Source organism: Nocardia sp. CWNU-33 (genome assembly GCF_046764895.1).
GTDB lineage: Bacteria > Actinomycetota > Actinomycetes > Mycobacteriales > Mycobacteriaceae > Nocardia.
This window is the reverse complement of record NZ_JBKOQN010000001.1, coordinates 471,272-485,866: the sequence shown is the minus strand read 5'-3', so window position 1 is coordinate 485,866 and position 14,595 is coordinate 471,272. Positions and strand designations below refer to the sequence as shown.

Genomic DNA, 14,595 nt, shown 5'->3' with positions numbered 1-14,595 from the left:
TACCACCCGGGCCCGGTGAAAGCCGAGCAACAGCCGCCATCACTGCAATCTAGGAGGTCGCGGCCGCGGGTGGGCCCGATTTGCGGGTAAGCCGTATCGACCCCCGCGGCCGATCGACGGATCAGACGCCCTGCGGCCAGCCGTCCGCATAACCCGGTGGATCGGTGGCGAGGCGGGCGGCAAGCCAGCTGTCGCGGCGGACACCGCGCTGCAGGCGGCCGAGCCTGGCCAGGCCCTCATAGCGAAAACCATTGCGGCGGACGACCGCCGCCGAGGGATGGTTGCCGACGAAGGCGTGCCAGGTGATACGAGCAAGGGCCATGCCGTCGGCGTCGAAACCGAAGTTACACACCAGCGTGATCGCGCGCGACATAAATCCGCGTTCGCGGTGTTCGGGCACGAGCCAGAAGCCGATCTCGTGCGCCGACTCGTCGACCGCTCGCAGCGCGATCATTCCGATGACCGGGCCCTCGGCCTGCAGCCGAAGCGCCCAGGTCGGGTTGTCCGCCGCCCAGCCCCGCGTCACGAACTCGTCGAGGAACTGCTCGGCGTGCTCCCGGTGGTACGGCACCGGAATCGTCACCCATGCGGCGAGGGACGGATCCTGGCAGCATTCGACGATGGTGTCGATATCGGCCGCAGTCGGCGGCGACAACCACACCGTCTCGTCGGACAGTAGGCGTTCCTCCATCCGAGCATGATGTCATGCGGGCAGGCCCGGAATCATCCGGATTTCGCATGACCGGACGCATGCCGTGGTAATCGGGCCGAGGGTAGACCGTAGAATCGGGTCGATGGTTGCCGCTCTTCTCGCCGACTTGTTCGAATCGCATCGGGCACATTTGCTTTCCGTCGGGTACCGCCTGACGGGCAGCGTCGGCGATGCCGAGGACGCCGTGCAGGAGAGCTTCCTGCGGCTGGCGGGTGCGCACCAATCCGAGATCGAGGATCTACGCGCCTGGCTGACCACGGTGGTGAGCCGAATCTGTGTGGACCGCTTGCGCAGTGCCGCGGTGCGCAGGGAAAGCTATGTGGGGCAATGGCTGCCGGAACCGGTGGTGACCGCTATCACGCCATCCAGCACACCCGACCCTTTGGACGCGGTGGTCCGCAAGCAGGAGTACCGCTTCGCGGCCATGGTCGTGCTGGACACACTGACGCCGCCGCAGCGAGTGGCATTCGTTCTGCACGACGGTCTTTCGGTGCCGTTCGACGAGATCGCCGACATCCTCGGGGTATCCGCGGACGCAGCGCGGCAGCTGGCCGTGCGTGCCCGCAAGGCCGTGGCACACACCCCGCCTGCGGTGCCGGACGACGAACACGACGCCGCGGTGCAGCGGCTGCTGACCGCCTTGAGTTCCGGCGATATCAGTGCGGTAACCGCTGCGCTGCATCCGGATTCGACAATGATCGGCGATGCCAACGGCACCACCGCCACCGCGATCAACGTGGTCGGCGGCGCCGACCGGATCGCTCGCTTCCTACTCGGTCTTGCCCGCAAGTACGGGCTGGACGGCTCGACCGACACCCCGTCGGTCGAGCTCGAATTCGCCGTGGTCAATGGGCAACTGGGTCTTGTGGTTCGGTGGTCGGTGGCGGGAGATTGGCCCAGCACCCATCGGACCAGGATCATGGGCTTCACGGTTCGCGACGGATTGGTCTGGGGCGCTTACGATATCGCCAATCCCGACAAGCTGTCGGGAGTTCATCTCGGGTGAAGTGACGCCAGGTCTGGCCCTCATCGCCTGGCCTGGCGCCACCTGTTTTATCGCCCGCTGGTTACGGTGTCGACGAACCGTTGAACCAGTTGCCCGTCGATGAACCGCTGAACCAGTTGCCGGTGGATGACCCGAGGCCGCCGCTGCCGGTCGATGATCCGAGCCCGAGGTCGGGTGTCGAGAAGCCCAGGAATGAGTCTCCGATCAGCAGATGCGCGATGTTGCGAAGCAGACCCAGCACTGATCCGGCGACCTCCGACGCGGCCGGATGCAGTAATAGGTCGAGGTACGAGGCCATAATCGCCCCTTTCGAGATTCGCCGTGCGGCGAGATGTGAGGTAGAACACGGCGAGGCTAGCCGCCGTCGGGGCAACGCACAACCATGCAGGTAGAGCGCCCAAATGAGAAGTGAAACATAGCCATTCGCTATCTAATGGCAACAATAGCGACCGCTGGGCTACTCTCCGGATATGCCCACGCGTCCCGCCACTGTCGCCCGCTTGCGCCCCTTCGCCTCGACGATCTTCGCCGAGATGACCGAGCTCGCTATCCGCCACGATGCGGTCAATCTCGGCCAGGGCTTTCCCGATACCGACGGCCCGGCCGGGATGCTCGAGGTCGCGCGGCGGGCCATCGCCGACGGCCTCAATCAGTACCCGCCGGGGCGTGGCATGCCGGTGCTGCGTCGCGCCGTTGCCGACGATCGCGCCCGCCGCTACGGCACCCAGTACGACCCGGACACCCAGGTGCTGGTTACCGTCGGCGCGACCGAGGCGATCAGCGCCTCGATGCTGGGCCTGGTCGAGCCGGGTCAGGAAGTCGTGCTGATCGAGCCCTATTACGACTCCTACGCAGCCGCGGTGGCCTTGGCCGGTGCGACGCGGCGGACGGCTCGGCTGGTGCCCGACGGTGACCGCTTCGCCCTCGACCTGGACAGCCTGCGCGCCGCTATCACGCCCGCCACCCGGATGCTGGTGGTGAATTCACCACACAACCCGACCGGAACCATTCTCGGCCGCGCCGATCTCACGGCGATCGCCGACCTTGCCTGTGCGCACGACCTGCTGGTGCTCACCGACGAGGTGTACGAACACCTCGTCTACGACGGCGCCGAGCACATCAGCATCGCCACGCTGCCCGGGATGGCCGAGCGCACCATCGTGGTGTCCAGCGCGGCAAAGACTTTCAGCGTCACCGGATGGAAGACCGGCTGGGCGTGCGGTCCGGCGAATCTCATCGATGGTGTGCTCGCCGCCAAGCAGTTCATGACCTTTGTGGCCGGTGGTCCGTTCCAGCCCGCTGTCGCGCACGCTTTGAACAATGAACTCGGCTGGGTGGCCGGTCTGCGAGACACTTTGTCGGACAAGCGCCTCCGGCTCTCGGCCGCGCTCGCGGACACCGGGTTCGAGGTGAAGGCCAGTGCGGGCGGCTACTTCGTCTGCGCCGACATCACCCCGATGGGGGCCTCCGATGGGCTTGCCTTCTGCCGGGAGCTGCCGGAGCGGATCGGCGTCGCCGCGGTGCCTGTCAGCGTGTTCGCCGATGACACCGAGGCATGGAATCGGCTGGTGCGCTTCACCTTCTGCAAACGGGACGAGATACTGGACGAGGGTGTCCGGCGGCTGCGTGCAGGCGTGCGCGTGAGCTGAGGCGGCTGTCAGCGCAATGTTCCGTCCGGGCGCATGGTGTGCCTGGCCAGCGGCGCGCGCCACCGGTAGCGGCGCGCGAGCAAGCGGACCGCAATGGCGATCAGTGCCGCGAGGAAACCCGTCCAGGCCCGGTAGGCGTCGAAATGCAGAAGCACCGCTGTGGTCGCCGCGCCGAAAAGAGCAGGTACCGCGTACAGCTCCTGATCCGGGCGCAGCACGCTCGGCACCTGCCCGCAGAGCACGTCCCTGATCACGCCACCCCCGATGGCGGTGACCATACCGAGCAGCGCCGCGGTCGGGGCGCCGGTGCCTTGGGAGTAGGCGACGACGGTGCCGGTGACGCAGAACAGGCCGAGCCCGACCGCGTCGGCGATCTCGAGCGGGCCGCGGGTCAGCCGGCTGGTCGGGTGCCGGAAGAACAGGACGAGCGCGGTCAGCAGGGATGCGCTGAGGTAGGTCAGGTCGGTGAATGCCGAGGGCGGTGTGCGTCCGATGAGCAGGTCGCGGATGACACCGCCACCGAGCGCGGTGCTACAGGCCAGCACCGCCATGCCGAAGATATCGAGGTTCTTGCGCACCGCGAGCAGCGCACCGGAGGTCGCGAAGGCGATCACGCCGAGCAGCTCGCCGATCCGTTGTGCGGCATTGACCGCCGAGTCGAACTGTGTCGCCATGATGTCGAGTTCGGCGCCCATGAATCCATTCCCTTCCGAGTGCACTCTGCTCGAGCAGAGTTGCACGACGGGGGAGCTGTGAGATCGGCGACACCCTGGTTACCGGTGCCGGATGGGGTCACCGGCGCGATCAGGCCGGGGTCGGCCGTGCGCGGTCGGTCGCGAGCAGCACCGCGATGGCGCCGAGCATCGAGCCCATCACGTATCGCTGTACGCGCAGCCACAGCGGCCTGCCGGTCAGGAAGGTCGAGATGCCGCCCGCACCGAGCACGATCAGGCAGTTCACCGCCAGCGCGACCGTGATCTGCACCATGCCCAGGCACAGACTCTGCAGCCACACCTGCCCGTGGTCGGGCACCACGAACTGCGGAATCAACGCCATGTACATGATCGCGATCTTGGGGTTGAGCAGATTGGTGACCATGCCCATGGCGAACAGCCGCCGCGTCGGATCGGCGGGCAGTGCCGTCGGTGCGAACACCGAGGTCCCGCCGGGGCGCAGCGCCTGCCAGGCCAGCCACAAGAGATAGCCCGCGCCTGCCACCTTCACCGCCAGGTACAACCCGGGGACCACCGCGAACACCGCGGTGATGCCTGCGGTCGCGGCGGCCAGATACACCGCGAAGCCGGCTGCCACCCCGCTCAGCGACACCAATCCGGCCCGGCGTCCCTGCGAGACGGTGCGCGAGACCAGGTACATCATGTTCGGGCCCGGAGTGAGTACCATGCCGAGCGCCGCCGCCGCCACGCCGATCATCGCTGCCGTCTCGATCATGGTTCCGATCGTCGCCGATGGACCCGGCCCTCGTCTCGGTCCAGTTCGATGTCGCTGGACATGTGACCCGGACCGTTCCGCCCGCTGGGCTGTCGGTGGGTTCAGGGAGAATGGTCCGGAGCCAAACTAGGAGGCACCGTGACCGACGGTCCGCTGATCGTTCAGAGTGACAAGACGCTGCTGCTGGAGGTCGACCACGAGTTGGCCGATGCGGCGCGGCAGTCCATCGCGCCGTTCGCGGAGTTGGAGCGGGCGCCCGAGCACGTGCACACCTATCGGGTGACGCCGTTGGCGCTGTGGAATGCGCGGGCCGCCGGGCACGACGCCGAGCAGGTGGTGGACGCGCTCGTGAGTTTCTCGCGGTATGCGGTGCCGCAGCCGCTACTGGTGGACATCGTCGACACCATGGCCAGGTACGGGCGGTTGCAATTGGTGAAGCACCCGGCACACGGGCTGGTCCTGATCAGCCTGGATCGGGCGGTGCTCGAGGAAGTGCTGCGGCACAAGAAGATCGCGCCGATGCTCGGCACTCGCCTCGACGACGACACGGTGGTGGTGCATCCGTCGGAGCGCGGGCGGATCAAGCAGATGCTGCTGAAGATCGGCTGGCCGGCGGAGGATCTGGCCGGCTATGTCGACGGCGAGGCCCATCAGATCGACCTGGACTACACCGGTGGCGCCTGGCACCTGCGCGACTACCAGGAGATGGCAGCCGATTCCTTCTGGGCCGGCGGCTCCGGTGTCGTGGTGCTGCCCTGTGGCGCGGGCAAGACGATGGTCGGTGCTGCGGCGATGGCCAAAGCGAAGGCGACAACGCTGATCCTCGTCACCAACACTGTGGCAGGCAGGCAATGGCGCAGGGAACTGCTCGCGCGGACCTCGCTGACCGAGGACGAGATCGGCGAGTACTCCGGTGAACGCAAGGAGGTCAGGCCGGTCACCATCGCGACCTATCAGGTGATCACCCGCCGCACCAAGGGCGAGTACAAGCATCTCGAGCTGTTCGACAGCCGCGATTGGGGCCTGGTCATCTACGACGAGGTGCACCTGCTGCCCGCTCCGGTCTTCCGGATGACCGCCGACCTGCAGTCGCGCCGCCGGCTCGGCCTGACCGCGACCCTCGTGCGCGAGGACGGTCGTGAGGGCGACGTGTTCTCGCTGATCGGTCCGAAGCGCTACGACGCCCCCTGGAAGGACATCGAAGCGCAGGGCTGGATCGCCCCGGCCGACTGCGTGGAGGTCAGGGTGACGCTGACCGACGCCGAACGGATGTCCTATGCCACCGCGGAGCCGGAGGAGCGCTACAAGCTGTGCTCGACCGCTCGCACGAAAATTGCTGTGGTCGAGTCGATCCTGGCCAATCACAAGGACGCGCCGACGTTGGTGATCGGCGCGTACTTGGATCAGCTCGACGAATTGGGCGTCGCATTGAATGCGCCGGTGATCCAGGGGTCGACGAAAACCAAAGAGCGCGAAGAGCTTTTCGAGGCATTCCGGCGCGGCGATATCCCTGTTCTCGTGGTGAGCAAGGTCGCAAATTTCTCCATAGATCTGCCGGAAGCATCAGTAGCGGTGCAGGTTTCGGGAACGTTCGGCTCGCGTCAGGAAGAAGCCCAGCGGCTCGGCCGACTGCTGCGACCGAAACAGGATGGTGGCCAAGCCCACTTCTATTCGGTCGTCGCGCGTGACACGCTGGACGCCGAATACGCCGCGCATCGCCAGCGTTTTCTCGCCGAACAGGGGTACGCCTATCGCATTACGGATGCCGATGACTTGCTGGGGCCGGCCATCGGTTAAGTGGAGGCGAAATCTCCGCAACGTGTGTTAGGAATGAGGACGTGCGACGCTTCGAATTCGCGGTCGACCGCGGGCATGCCCACGCGGTCAACGAGGTCTTCGCCGACCTGCGTCGACTGCGCATTATGGCCATCGCGGCCGCGATCATCGCCGCGACGGCCACCACCTACCTGATCTGGCTGAATCATCCGTGGGCCTATCTGCTGGCTGTCGCATTCGCACTCGGAGTCGTGACCGCACTCTGGGTGGCGCTGTGGACGCCGCGCAAGGAAGGCATCGACAAGCTGTACGCCGATGGGGAACTCATCCCGGCGGTGGTCTCCGAGACCCATCCCGGCGGGGTGGTACTGCTCGCGCTGGTCGACGTGTCGAAATCGGAGGCGACCGATCCGGTCTATGCCCTGGTGATCAGGAAGGTTCGTGACCTGCCCGGTCATGAGAAGCGTGCGGGCGAACGGGTGCCGTCGGTCGCGGTGCGCACCGATCGCGCGCCACGGCGAGTCGGCGAGCGGTGGCAGTCGGTCAGCGCGATGCCGATCGCGTGGGGCACTCGCGACGGCGGAGTCATCGAACGGGCTCGCGCCGCGATCAGTGAGGTCGAATGGCGATTGCTCACCGACAATCTCGCGCTCGCCGACAAGGTGCGCCGCGCCCCGGCCAAGCGCCTGCTGCTCGACCCGCACCAATTGCCCGGCGATCTCGGCGCATGAGTTGACCTGTGATGTTCCGGAATTCGTGTTGCGCGGACGCCTAGACTCGGAAGATGGTGCCCACAACTAATCTGCTGGCGTTCTGTGCCGCATCTCTGCTGATCATCATCATTCCCGGGCCCGGCGTCCTGTTCACGATCGGTCGGGCACTTGCGCTCGGCCGCAGGGCCGCCCTCGTCTCGGTGCTCGGGCACGCGGCTGGGGTTTTCGTCGCGTTGCTGTTCGTTGCCGTCGGCCTCGGCGCCCTCGTCGCGACCTCCGCGCTTGCACTCACCGTGGTCAAGGTCGTCGGCGCGCTGTATCTGATGTACCTCGGGGTCCAGGCGTTCCGGCAGCGCAAGGCGTTGCGGGAGGTATTGGGTGCGCGGGTCGATGTGTCGTCCGACACCAAGGTCTTCCGGCAGGGTGTGCTCGTCGGGTTGACCAATCCGAAGTCGATCGTCTTCTTCTCGGCGGTGCTCCCGCAGTTCGCCGACCCGGAGGCGGGCGCGATGCCGTTGCAGTTCCTGATCCTCGGCGCCATTTTCCTTGGCATCGCCCTGGTCTCCGATAGCGCCTGGGGCATGCTTGCGGCCTCGGCGCGCTCGTGGTTCGCACGGTCGCCGCGGCGGCTGGAGGCAGTCGGCGGCGCGGGCGGCGTGATGATCTTCGGTCTCGGCGCGTCGGTTGCGCTGACCGGCACTGCCGACTGAGGCGACTACCATCCACCGAGGTCGGTATGCCGGTGCCGGAACACAGGGGTGGCGGAAAGGGGTGGTGGTCGAATGAGGTTGTCCGGCATGTTGTGTGCCGCGGTGGCGGGTGTGCTCGTCACCGTCGCCTCGGCGCCCGCGAACGCGGATCCGCTGGCCGGTGCACCCGGTCTCGGCGATCCGTACTACCCGATGGACGGCAATGGCGGCTACGACGCTCGCCACTACGACGTCACCCTCGACTACGACCCGCCGAGCAGGCAACTTACCGCGACAACCCGGATCGACGCGATCGCCACCCAACCGCTGCGGGTGTTCAACCTCGACTTCGATGGTCCCGATGTGCGGATGGTGTCGGTGAACAACCTGCCCGCCGCCTTCGACCGCAACGGCGAGCACGAGCTGACCGTGACACCGCTGCTGCCGCTGCTGCCCGGCCTGCCGTTCACCGTGACGGTCGACTACGCGGGCCCCGCCGCGGACGTCGAAGCGGAGGGCTGGACCGTCGCGCCGAGCGGCGGCGCCTTCGTCGCGGGTGAACCGCATTCCGCGGCCACCTGGTACCCGCTCAACGACACACCGCTGGACAAGGCCACCTTTGCGCTGCACGCGACCGTCCCCGCGGAATGGGAAGTCGTCTCCAACGGCGTCCGGACACAGAACGCGGTCACCGGCGCCAACCGGACGGTCACCTGGGAGTCGCACCAGCCGGTGCTCGGCTATCTGACCACCGTCGCCATCGATCGCTTCACCTATCTCGAGCAGCGTCGCGCCAACGGCACGCCGCTGCTCAGTGCCTTCGCCCCGGACGCGCAGGACAGCAGGGCGACCGAAGAGCGGTTGCCCGAGATCCTGGACTTCATCGAATCTGTGTACGGCCCCTACCCGTTCGAGGCGGCGGGTGGCATCTACGTCGACACCGAGCTGGGGTTTTCGTTGGAAACCCAGACCAGGCCCATTTACGCGCCGTGGACCGATCTGCAGACTGTCGTGCACGAAATCGCCCATCAGTGGTGGGGCGATTCGGTATCGGTGCGGCAATGGTCCGACATCTGCCTGAACGAATGCTTCGCCAGTTACACCGCCGATTATCTGTGGCCGGAGCGAATGGAAGGCGCCGATGTCGACGCCGATTACCGCGACACCATCCAGAAATACCGTGACGTGCAGGAGTTCTGGGACATTCCGTTGGCGAATCCTGGCGTCGGAAACGAATTCACCTCCGTCTACTACCGCGGCCCGCTGTTCCTGCACGCACTGCGTAAACAGCTCGGCGACGACATATTCTTCGCCGCTGTCCGGGAATTCAATGTCGCCCATGCCTACGGCAATGCGTCCATGTCGGACTTCCGCACTTTCGTGCAGTCGAAATCCAGGACCGATCTGACCGGGTTCTTCGGCTCCTGGCTCGACCAGGCGGCGATGCCTGCCGACGAGTACCTCTTCCCGGGATCCCTACGCGGCTGACCGCGCGTCATTCGGTGTCGATACGCTCGCGGACCTTATCCACCCAGCGCTCCACGCGGTCGAGTTGCTTTTGCGCCGAACGCAATTGATCTTGCGCGGCTCGGTCCGCGGTGCGGGCGAACTGCTTCTGCTGTTCGGCGTGGGCTAGTTCCTCGCGCAGCGCGACAAGGCGAGACTTACTCTCGGCCAGTCGATTTGCTGCTTCATCACCAGCGGACTGCGCTGAATCCCTTGCCGTGCACGCTGATTCGAGTGCCGCGAGCGCTTCGTCGAGTTCCTGGCGTGCGGTGTCCGTGGATCCGGTGTCCGCGGGCTCGGGTGTCACCGTGGTGTCGGCGACCGCGGCGAGTGTCGGGCCTGCCGGGCCGAAACCCTCGTAGGTCGCGGAGGTGGCCAGGGTTCCGGTGCGGACCTGGTCGGCGACATCGGTATCAGCGAGTGCCGCGGTCAGCGTCTGCCCCACCTCGCGCAGCACCCCCACACCGACCGGATGACCGTGCTCGGCGGCCAGTGCCCCCGCCCGTTTGGCGAGGGCGTGCACGACCTGCTGGCGCTGTGCGGTGAGGCTGCGCAGCTGGTCGGCGGACAACTCCCGCTGCGCGGTGCGCAGCGCGGCGCCCAACTGCAGCAGCGCGTCGACCTCTGCCGGAACTACGCGGGCCAACAGGTTCACCGTCCACGCTGTGACCGTGGGTCTGCGCAACTTGCCGATGGCCGCGGCGAGCTCTTTATCGCCCGCGTCCTTGGCGGCTTTCACCCGATCGGCCCTGGCCGCCACGAACTCACCTGGGGCGAGTCCGTACAAGTCGACGGCAACCTCCGCGAGGGTCATACTTTCCAAGCGTAACGATCCAGCCTCTTCGAGCGACACAGAGCTCGGATTGCTTGACCGCCCACCGTGTGGGCGAACTGCGAAAGGCATTGATAGTGAACTTCTTTGGGATTCAACTCCTCGGCCGCCTGCTGCCCTCCATCCTCGGCTACTCGATGTTGGGAATGTACGGCCTCGGCATGCACTGACCACCTCTGCCCGCGGACCGGGCACACCGAAGATCGTCCGAAGTGCAGATGCGGTTCCGGCGACCGTGAGGGTATCCTCTCCGCGTTCACGACTGCCGTGAACGCGTTCGGTGAAAGAGGTTTCAGGTGAAGATCCCAGGAACGAGGCTGCTGGCACGAATTGTGCTTGCCCTTCTGGCGGTGGCCGCGGTTGCGGTCGCGGTGACCGGTTGTTCGGCAATCAAGGACGCGAGCAAGTCCGATACGGCAAAAGCCAAAGTCGGTGACTGCATCAATGTCATCAAAGGCTCGGCCGTCGACTCCAAGACCGAGCCGGTCGATTGCTCGTCGGAGAAGGCCGTGTACAAGATTGTGCAGACCTACGACACGAAGACCGATTGCTCGGAGGATTACACCTCCTACGAGGAGACCTTGAACGGGGGCACCACCGCATTCCTGTGCCTCGCGCCGAATTTCAAGCAGGGCAGCTGCTACATCGACAACAACCTCACCGGATACCAGTTCGCGGATTGCGCGTCCACCGAGGCCGCTTTCCGGGTGATCCAGCGGATCGACGGGCAGGTCGACGAACTGCTCTGTGCCGCGGGGTCGGAGAAATTCCTGACGGTCTCCGATCCCAAGACGACTTTCTGCCTCGGCAAGCCGAAGGCCTGAGCTAACGCCGAACCGCTCATTCCAGTAGGGCGACCGATGCGATCCGGTGCAGGGTGAAGTGCCGGACCGCGCCGGTGACCGGGTCCAGCGCATCGAGCTGGCCGTTGCCCACTTTCAACGGCTCGACAACGCGCTGGGTCGCGATGCCCGAAGCGTCGACATAGCCGATATTGACCGACCGCCGCACCCGTGCCGCCAATTGCAGCAGCGCAAGGGTCGCGGCGGTACTGGTTCGGGTGCCGTCGGGGCGCACTGCCTGCCCGTTGCGGGCGCTTGCGGCTCGCTCGCCCGCGCGCAGTTCGGCAACAAGCAGCGCCAGCTGTTCGGTGCTCGGTGGTGTCGGTCGATAGGGCTGGCGCGCATTCGGCCGGATCATGATGCGTGCGCCGCGTGGCCGCAGATCGACGATGGTGCCTGCCGAATCCTCACCTGCGGGCGCAAAACCGGCCGCGCGTAGCTGCTCGAGCAACTCGCCCAACGGGGCCTGGGCAATAGCAACGGTAGGGGCGATCGCCCGCAGCGCGAGTACGGTCGCCACGGGTGCGGCAAGGACCTGCGCAAGTAGTGCTGGGTCGTCGCTGCGCACGAACGACTGCGCCATCCCGGCCCGCAGCTGCCCGTGCCGCCTGGCCACATCGTCGATCAGATAGGTCAGCGCCTGCGGGATCGGCGTGCGTGAGCGCATCGTGAACAGCGCATGCAGTTCGGCCGCCGTCATACCGGCGTCCAGCGCGCGCCGCACCGAGGTCTCGCCGATCCGGTACACGGTTGCCGCACCCGCCGATTCGACATCGGCGACCAAGGCGATCTGCTGCTGGAGGTCCGCTGTCAGCGGGCCGGGTGCGATGACCGTCAGATCGGCCTGCACCAGCACGTGATCGACAGGGGCAGGCAATGCCCGCTCCATGGCGGCCTCGGCGTCGGCCGCGCCGGTCGGTGCGCCGTGCAAGAGTGCCCTGGCCGGTGAGCCGAGCGCGCCACGGCCGACGAAGCCGAGCGCCGCCGCTTCCCGCAGTGTGTTCTCGACCGCCTCCGAGCGAAAGTGCCTGCGCCAGCGCGGTTGCCGCCACGCCATGATCCTGCCGACATCGGCGGGGTCCAGCGCAGTGCCGGAGGGATATTCGCCGAGCAGATTCAGCATCGCGCGCCGATCGCGGGGTGCGTGCGGGGTGCGCAGCTCGATCGCCAGCGCCGCGAGCGGCTTGTCGTTGGCGTCGCGCATCCCGATCATCCACGGCATCCGGTCCAGGTCGAGCCAGGCCAGCGCGAGGGTGACCCAGCGTCGGGCGAGTGGGGCCTCGCGCCAGCCATCGGCGGCAGAGGTCGGCGCCCAGAAGTCATCGGTGGAGTCGAATTCCGGTGGCGGATCCGGTAGGCCCTTCTCGACCAGCTTCGCCGCCGCGAGCAGTTCGACGAGCAACCCGGCTCGGGCTTCGTCGACTCCGGTCTGTTTGGCGATGCGACGCAACTCCCGCACCCCGAGCCCGCCCGCCCGCAATGCCGGTGCCGGTGCCTGGCCCAGCGCCTCCAGCACGTCGGCGCAGTGCCGCAACAACTCTCCCACTTCGCCCGCAGCGACCGCGTTGATGTCCGCAGGAGCCTGTTTGCTCAGCCGCGGCTGCGGCGGGGTGAGGGCATGCGGGTGGGTCACCGGTTCGCGCCGTAGCACCTGGCCGACGGTGACCGGCAGTTCGACCGTCTCCTCGTCGATCCAGTGCAGCAGTCTGCGCGTCAGCAACTGCTGGATCGGGCGGTCCGGCGGTGTGCCGGGCGCGGCGTCCCTACTGCGCCCGCGCGGGCCGGTGGTGGCGAGTTTGTCCAGCAGTGCCCGTTCGGCGGGTGCGATCTGCGTGAGGGCGGTAACCACCTCGGGCTCGGTGAGTGCATCCGGGATCTCGGTGGTGCTGCCGATGGGCCACGGCAGCGCCTCGGCGCCCGCGGGCACCAGATGCAGGTCCTCGCCGTCGGTCCAGACGAGCGCGCGGTCGGTCAATCGCTCCAGCGCGGCATCGAGTACGGCCGCGCTCACGCGTTCGCTCAGCTGCACGTGCAGCGCGCCGCGCGATAGCGGGGTGGCGGCCCGATCGGAGCGGGTGACGCCGTGTACGGCAAGAGTTTCCACGATCGCGAACTCGAGGGTGGTCAGATCGTCGGTGGCGCGCAGCACCGACGCACGTTGTTCGGCGCGCGCGGCAAGCACCGCCATCGACGAGGGCAGTGGCACGGCCAGATCGGGCCGGAGTTCGAGCAAGGCCACGAGCTGGGCGTCGCTGCGGGCACCGAGCCATCCGGCCAAGGAGTCGGTCGCGGTCATCGAGTCCAGCCTACGGTGCAGCGCAGTTGCTCGCCGGGGCAGGAGTGCGCATTTCGGCACCCCACCTGTATGGCCTCGGACGTATAGCGCCGGGTTAGCATGGGCCGGTGGTGAACAAATCGAAGAAACCCTACGTCGACAATGGCTGGCCCAAGGTGGCCGATGGTGACCATGCGGTTACCGAGCTCTCGTCGGCTCGTTCCGGTGGTCTCTCACCGTACGGTGAGGACACCGAGTTTCCGGTTCCGGCTGATCAGCTGCCGTACATGCACCCGAACACGGTGATCAACCGCTGATCATGGGCGGAAGCCCGCGGACACGAAAAAGGTCCCCGCATCAACGTTGATGCGGGGACCTTTTTCGTGAATGAGATTGTGGTCGAAGCTCAGGAGGGGAGGAGTCCTTTGTTGGCTTCGAAGAAGTTGATGACGTTCGGATCGAGCTTCATGTTGCTCGCCTTGGCGCCACTCAGGAAATCGAGGGCTTCTTGCGGGATCTGCACGCCCTGCGCCTGAACAACGGCGACGGCGCGGTCGACCGCGGAGAAGACTTGCTGCGAGCTGTCTGCCGGCTGCACCTCGAGTGGGGTCTGCTCGGCGGGCTGCCAGCGCGGCGCGGCGTCCGGCGACTTCGGTGCGGTGCGCACGCTGGGTGCGCTGCTCAGACCGAGGTTGGACGAGCAGGAGGGCCAAGCGCCCCAGCCTTGGGTGGCGAGGACCTTCTCGGCGACCACGATCTGCTGTTCGCGGCTGGCCTGGTTGGCGCTCGCGGCGTACTCGCTGCCTCCGTGCGCGTTCCAGGTGCTCGGCGAGAACTGCAGCCCGCCCTGGAAACCGTTGCCCGTGTTGATACCCCAGTTGCCGCCGGCCTCGCACTGCGCGAGGCGATCCCAGTCGGAGTCCGGCGCCGCAGCGGCGTTGCCGGCAAGGGCTACACCCGCGGTGCCGATGATGGCGCCGGTGACGGCGACCTTGGCAACAGTGCGCCCGGTGGAGGTTGGCTTGCGATGGCGTCCACTCATATCGGGTTCTTCTGCCTCTCCTACGCACCTGCAAGTGGTCCGGACTGAGAGGTCGTCCGTCCGCCCTCACCCCTATTTCCGTCGGGGTCCGGTACCCGCGGGGT

General features: G+C 66.8%; 15 protein-coding genes. 8 read left to right on the top strand and 7 right to left on the bottom strand.

Going from position 1 to position 14,595, the window contains the following annotated elements; translation table 11 throughout:
* Window positions 1-121 precede the first annotated feature (121 nt).
* Window positions 122-691, bottom strand: coding sequence for a GNAT family N-acetyltransferase (locus ACLMAL_RS01600; RefSeq protein WP_411997436.1), 570 nt, complete (start codon window positions 689-691; stop codon window positions 122-124).
* 103 nt (window positions 692-794) lie between these two features.
* On the opposite strand from ACLMAL_RS01600, the gene ACLMAL_RS01595 reads away from it, so the two are divergent.
* On the top strand, window positions 795-1,718 hold the full coding sequence (locus ACLMAL_RS01595; RefSeq protein ID WP_411997435.1) for a sigma-70 family RNA polymerase sigma factor: 924 nt from the start codon (window positions 795-797) through the stop codon (window positions 1,716-1,718).
* 61 nt (window positions 1,719-1,779) lie between these two features.
* Here ACLMAL_RS01595 and ACLMAL_RS01590 read toward each other — a convergent pair whose 3' ends face one another.
* On the bottom strand, window positions 1,780-2,016 hold the full coding sequence (locus ACLMAL_RS01590; RefSeq protein ID WP_328408875.1) for a hypothetical protein: 237 nt from the start codon (window positions 2,014-2,016) through the stop codon (window positions 1,780-1,782).
* Between the two features lie 172 nt (window positions 2,017-2,188).
* Between ACLMAL_RS01590 and ACLMAL_RS01585 the strand changes: the two genes are divergently transcribed.
* Window positions 2,189-3,367: a pyridoxal phosphate-dependent aminotransferase gene (locus ACLMAL_RS01585; RefSeq protein WP_328408877.1), complete on the top strand. Its 1,179-nt coding sequence runs from the start codon at window positions 2,189-2,191 to the stop codon at window positions 3,365-3,367.
* An 8-nt stretch (window positions 3,368-3,375) separates the two neighbouring features.
* Here ACLMAL_RS01585 and ACLMAL_RS01580 read toward each other — a convergent pair whose 3' ends face one another.
* Together ACLMAL_RS01580 and ACLMAL_RS01575 are read right to left on the bottom strand one after the other, a co-directional pair.
* On the bottom strand, window positions 3,376-4,062 hold the full coding sequence (locus ACLMAL_RS01580) for a trimeric intracellular cation channel family protein (RefSeq protein WP_328408879.1): 687 nt from the start codon (window positions 4,060-4,062) through the stop codon (window positions 3,376-3,378).
* Window positions 4,063-4,171: 109 nt separating this feature from the next.
* Entirely contained in the window at window positions 4,172-4,816 is a 645-nt protein-coding gene (locus ACLMAL_RS01575) for a LysE family translocator (RefSeq protein ID WP_411997434.1), read from the bottom strand.
* 138 nt (window positions 4,817-4,954) lie between these two features.
* On the opposite strand from ACLMAL_RS01575, the gene ACLMAL_RS01570 reads away from it, so the two are divergent.
* From ACLMAL_RS01570 to ACLMAL_RS01555, 4 genes are all read left to right on the top strand, one after another.
* Window positions 4,955-6,613, top strand: a complete 1,659-nt coding sequence (locus tag ACLMAL_RS01570; protein ID WP_411997433.1) for a DNA repair helicase XPB — start codon at window positions 4,955-4,957, stop codon at window positions 6,611-6,613.
* Between the two features lie 41 nt (window positions 6,614-6,654).
* Window positions 6,655-7,323, top strand: a complete 669-nt coding sequence (locus tag ACLMAL_RS01565; RefSeq protein ID WP_411997432.1) for a DUF3239 domain-containing protein — start codon at window positions 6,655-6,657, stop codon at window positions 7,321-7,323.
* 53 nt (window positions 7,324-7,376) lie between these two features.
* Window positions 7,377-8,015, top strand: coding sequence for a LysE family translocator (locus tag ACLMAL_RS01560; protein WP_411997431.1), 639 nt, complete (start codon window positions 7,377-7,379; stop codon window positions 8,013-8,015).
* Between the two features lie 72 nt (window positions 8,016-8,087).
* Window positions 8,088-9,482, top strand: coding sequence for a M1 family metallopeptidase (locus tag ACLMAL_RS01555; RefSeq protein ID WP_411997430.1), 1,395 nt, complete (start codon window positions 8,088-8,090; stop codon window positions 9,480-9,482).
* Between the two features lie 7 nt (window positions 9,483-9,489).
* On the opposite strand, the gene ACLMAL_RS01550 is transcribed toward ACLMAL_RS01555, so the two are convergent.
* Window positions 9,490-10,314 (bottom strand): hypothetical protein, encoded by an 825-nt coding sequence (locus ACLMAL_RS01550; RefSeq protein ID WP_411997429.1) that lies wholly within the window; start codon window positions 10,312-10,314, stop codon window positions 9,490-9,492.
* A 314-nt stretch (window positions 10,315-10,628) separates the two neighbouring features.
* Between ACLMAL_RS01550 and ACLMAL_RS01545 the strand changes: the two genes are divergently transcribed.
* Window positions 10,629-11,156, top strand: a complete 528-nt coding sequence (locus ACLMAL_RS01545; RefSeq protein ID WP_411997428.1) for a hypothetical protein — start codon at window positions 10,629-10,631, stop codon at window positions 11,154-11,156.
* 16 nt (window positions 11,157-11,172) lie between these two features.
* Here the strand turns inward: ACLMAL_RS01545 and ACLMAL_RS01540 are convergent, their stop codons facing one another.
* Window positions 11,173-13,470, bottom strand: coding sequence for a helicase-associated domain-containing protein (locus tag ACLMAL_RS01540; RefSeq protein WP_411997427.1), 2,298 nt, complete (start codon window positions 13,468-13,470; stop codon window positions 11,173-11,175).
* Window positions 13,471-13,577: 107 nt separating this feature from the next.
* On the opposite strand from ACLMAL_RS01540, the gene ACLMAL_RS01535 reads away from it, so the two are divergent.
* Window positions 13,578-13,766 carry a hypothetical protein gene (locus ACLMAL_RS01535; RefSeq protein ID WP_328408896.1) on the top strand — a complete coding sequence of 63 codons (189 nt, stop codon included), beginning with the start codon at window positions 13,578-13,580 and terminating at the stop codon, window positions 13,764-13,766.
* Between the two features lie 89 nt (window positions 13,767-13,855).
* Here the strand turns inward: ACLMAL_RS01535 and ACLMAL_RS01530 are convergent, their stop codons facing one another.
* Window positions 13,856-14,491 (bottom strand): transglycosylase family protein, encoded by a 636-nt coding sequence (locus tag ACLMAL_RS01530; RefSeq protein WP_411997426.1) that lies wholly within the window; start codon window positions 14,489-14,491, stop codon window positions 13,856-13,858.
* Window positions 14,492-14,595: the final 104 nt, after the last annotated feature.

What these genes read in the sequence shown, in the direction of transcription:
- ACLMAL_RS01590 (WP_328408875.1), bottom strand. Translation starts at nt 2,016, where the DNA reads ATGGCCTCGTACCTCGACCTATTACTGCATCCGGCCGCGTCGGAGGTC.
- ACLMAL_RS01555 (WP_411997430.1), top strand. Translation starts at nt 8,088, where the DNA reads ATGAGGTTGTCCGGCATGTTGTGTGCCGCGGTGGCGGGTGTGCTCGTC.
- ACLMAL_RS01595 (WP_411997435.1), top strand. Translation starts at nt 795, where the DNA reads ATGGTTGCCGCTCTTCTCGCCGACTTGTTCGAATCGCATCGGGCACAT.
- ACLMAL_RS01550 (WP_411997429.1), bottom strand. Translation starts at nt 10,314, where the DNA reads ATGACCCTCGCGGAGGTTGCCGTCGACTTGTACGGACTCGCCCCAGGT.
- ACLMAL_RS01560 (WP_411997431.1), top strand. Translation starts at nt 7,377, where the DNA reads ATGGTGCCCACAACTAATCTGCTGGCGTTCTGTGCCGCATCTCTGCTG.
- ACLMAL_RS01530 (WP_411997426.1), bottom strand. Translation starts at nt 14,491, where the DNA reads ATGAGTGGACGCCATCGCAAGCCAACCTCCACCGGGCGCACTGTTGCC.
- ACLMAL_RS01580 (WP_328408879.1), bottom strand. Translation starts at nt 4,062, where the DNA reads ATGGGCGCCGAACTCGACATCATGGCGACACAGTTCGACTCGGCGGTC.
- ACLMAL_RS01585 (WP_328408877.1), top strand. Translation starts at nt 2,189, where the DNA reads ATGCCCACGCGTCCCGCCACTGTCGCCCGCTTGCGCCCCTTCGCCTCG.
- ACLMAL_RS01540 (WP_411997427.1), bottom strand. Translation starts at nt 13,470, where the DNA reads ATGACCGCGACCGACTCCTTGGCCGGATGGCTCGGTGCCCGCAGCGAC.
- ACLMAL_RS01600 (WP_411997436.1), bottom strand. Translation starts at nt 691, where the DNA reads ATGGAGGAACGCCTACTGTCCGACGAGACGGTGTGGTTGTCGCCGCCG.
- ACLMAL_RS01575 (WP_411997434.1), bottom strand. Translation starts at nt 4,816, where the DNA reads ATGATCGAGACGGCAGCGATGATCGGCGTGGCGGCGGCGGCGCTCGGC.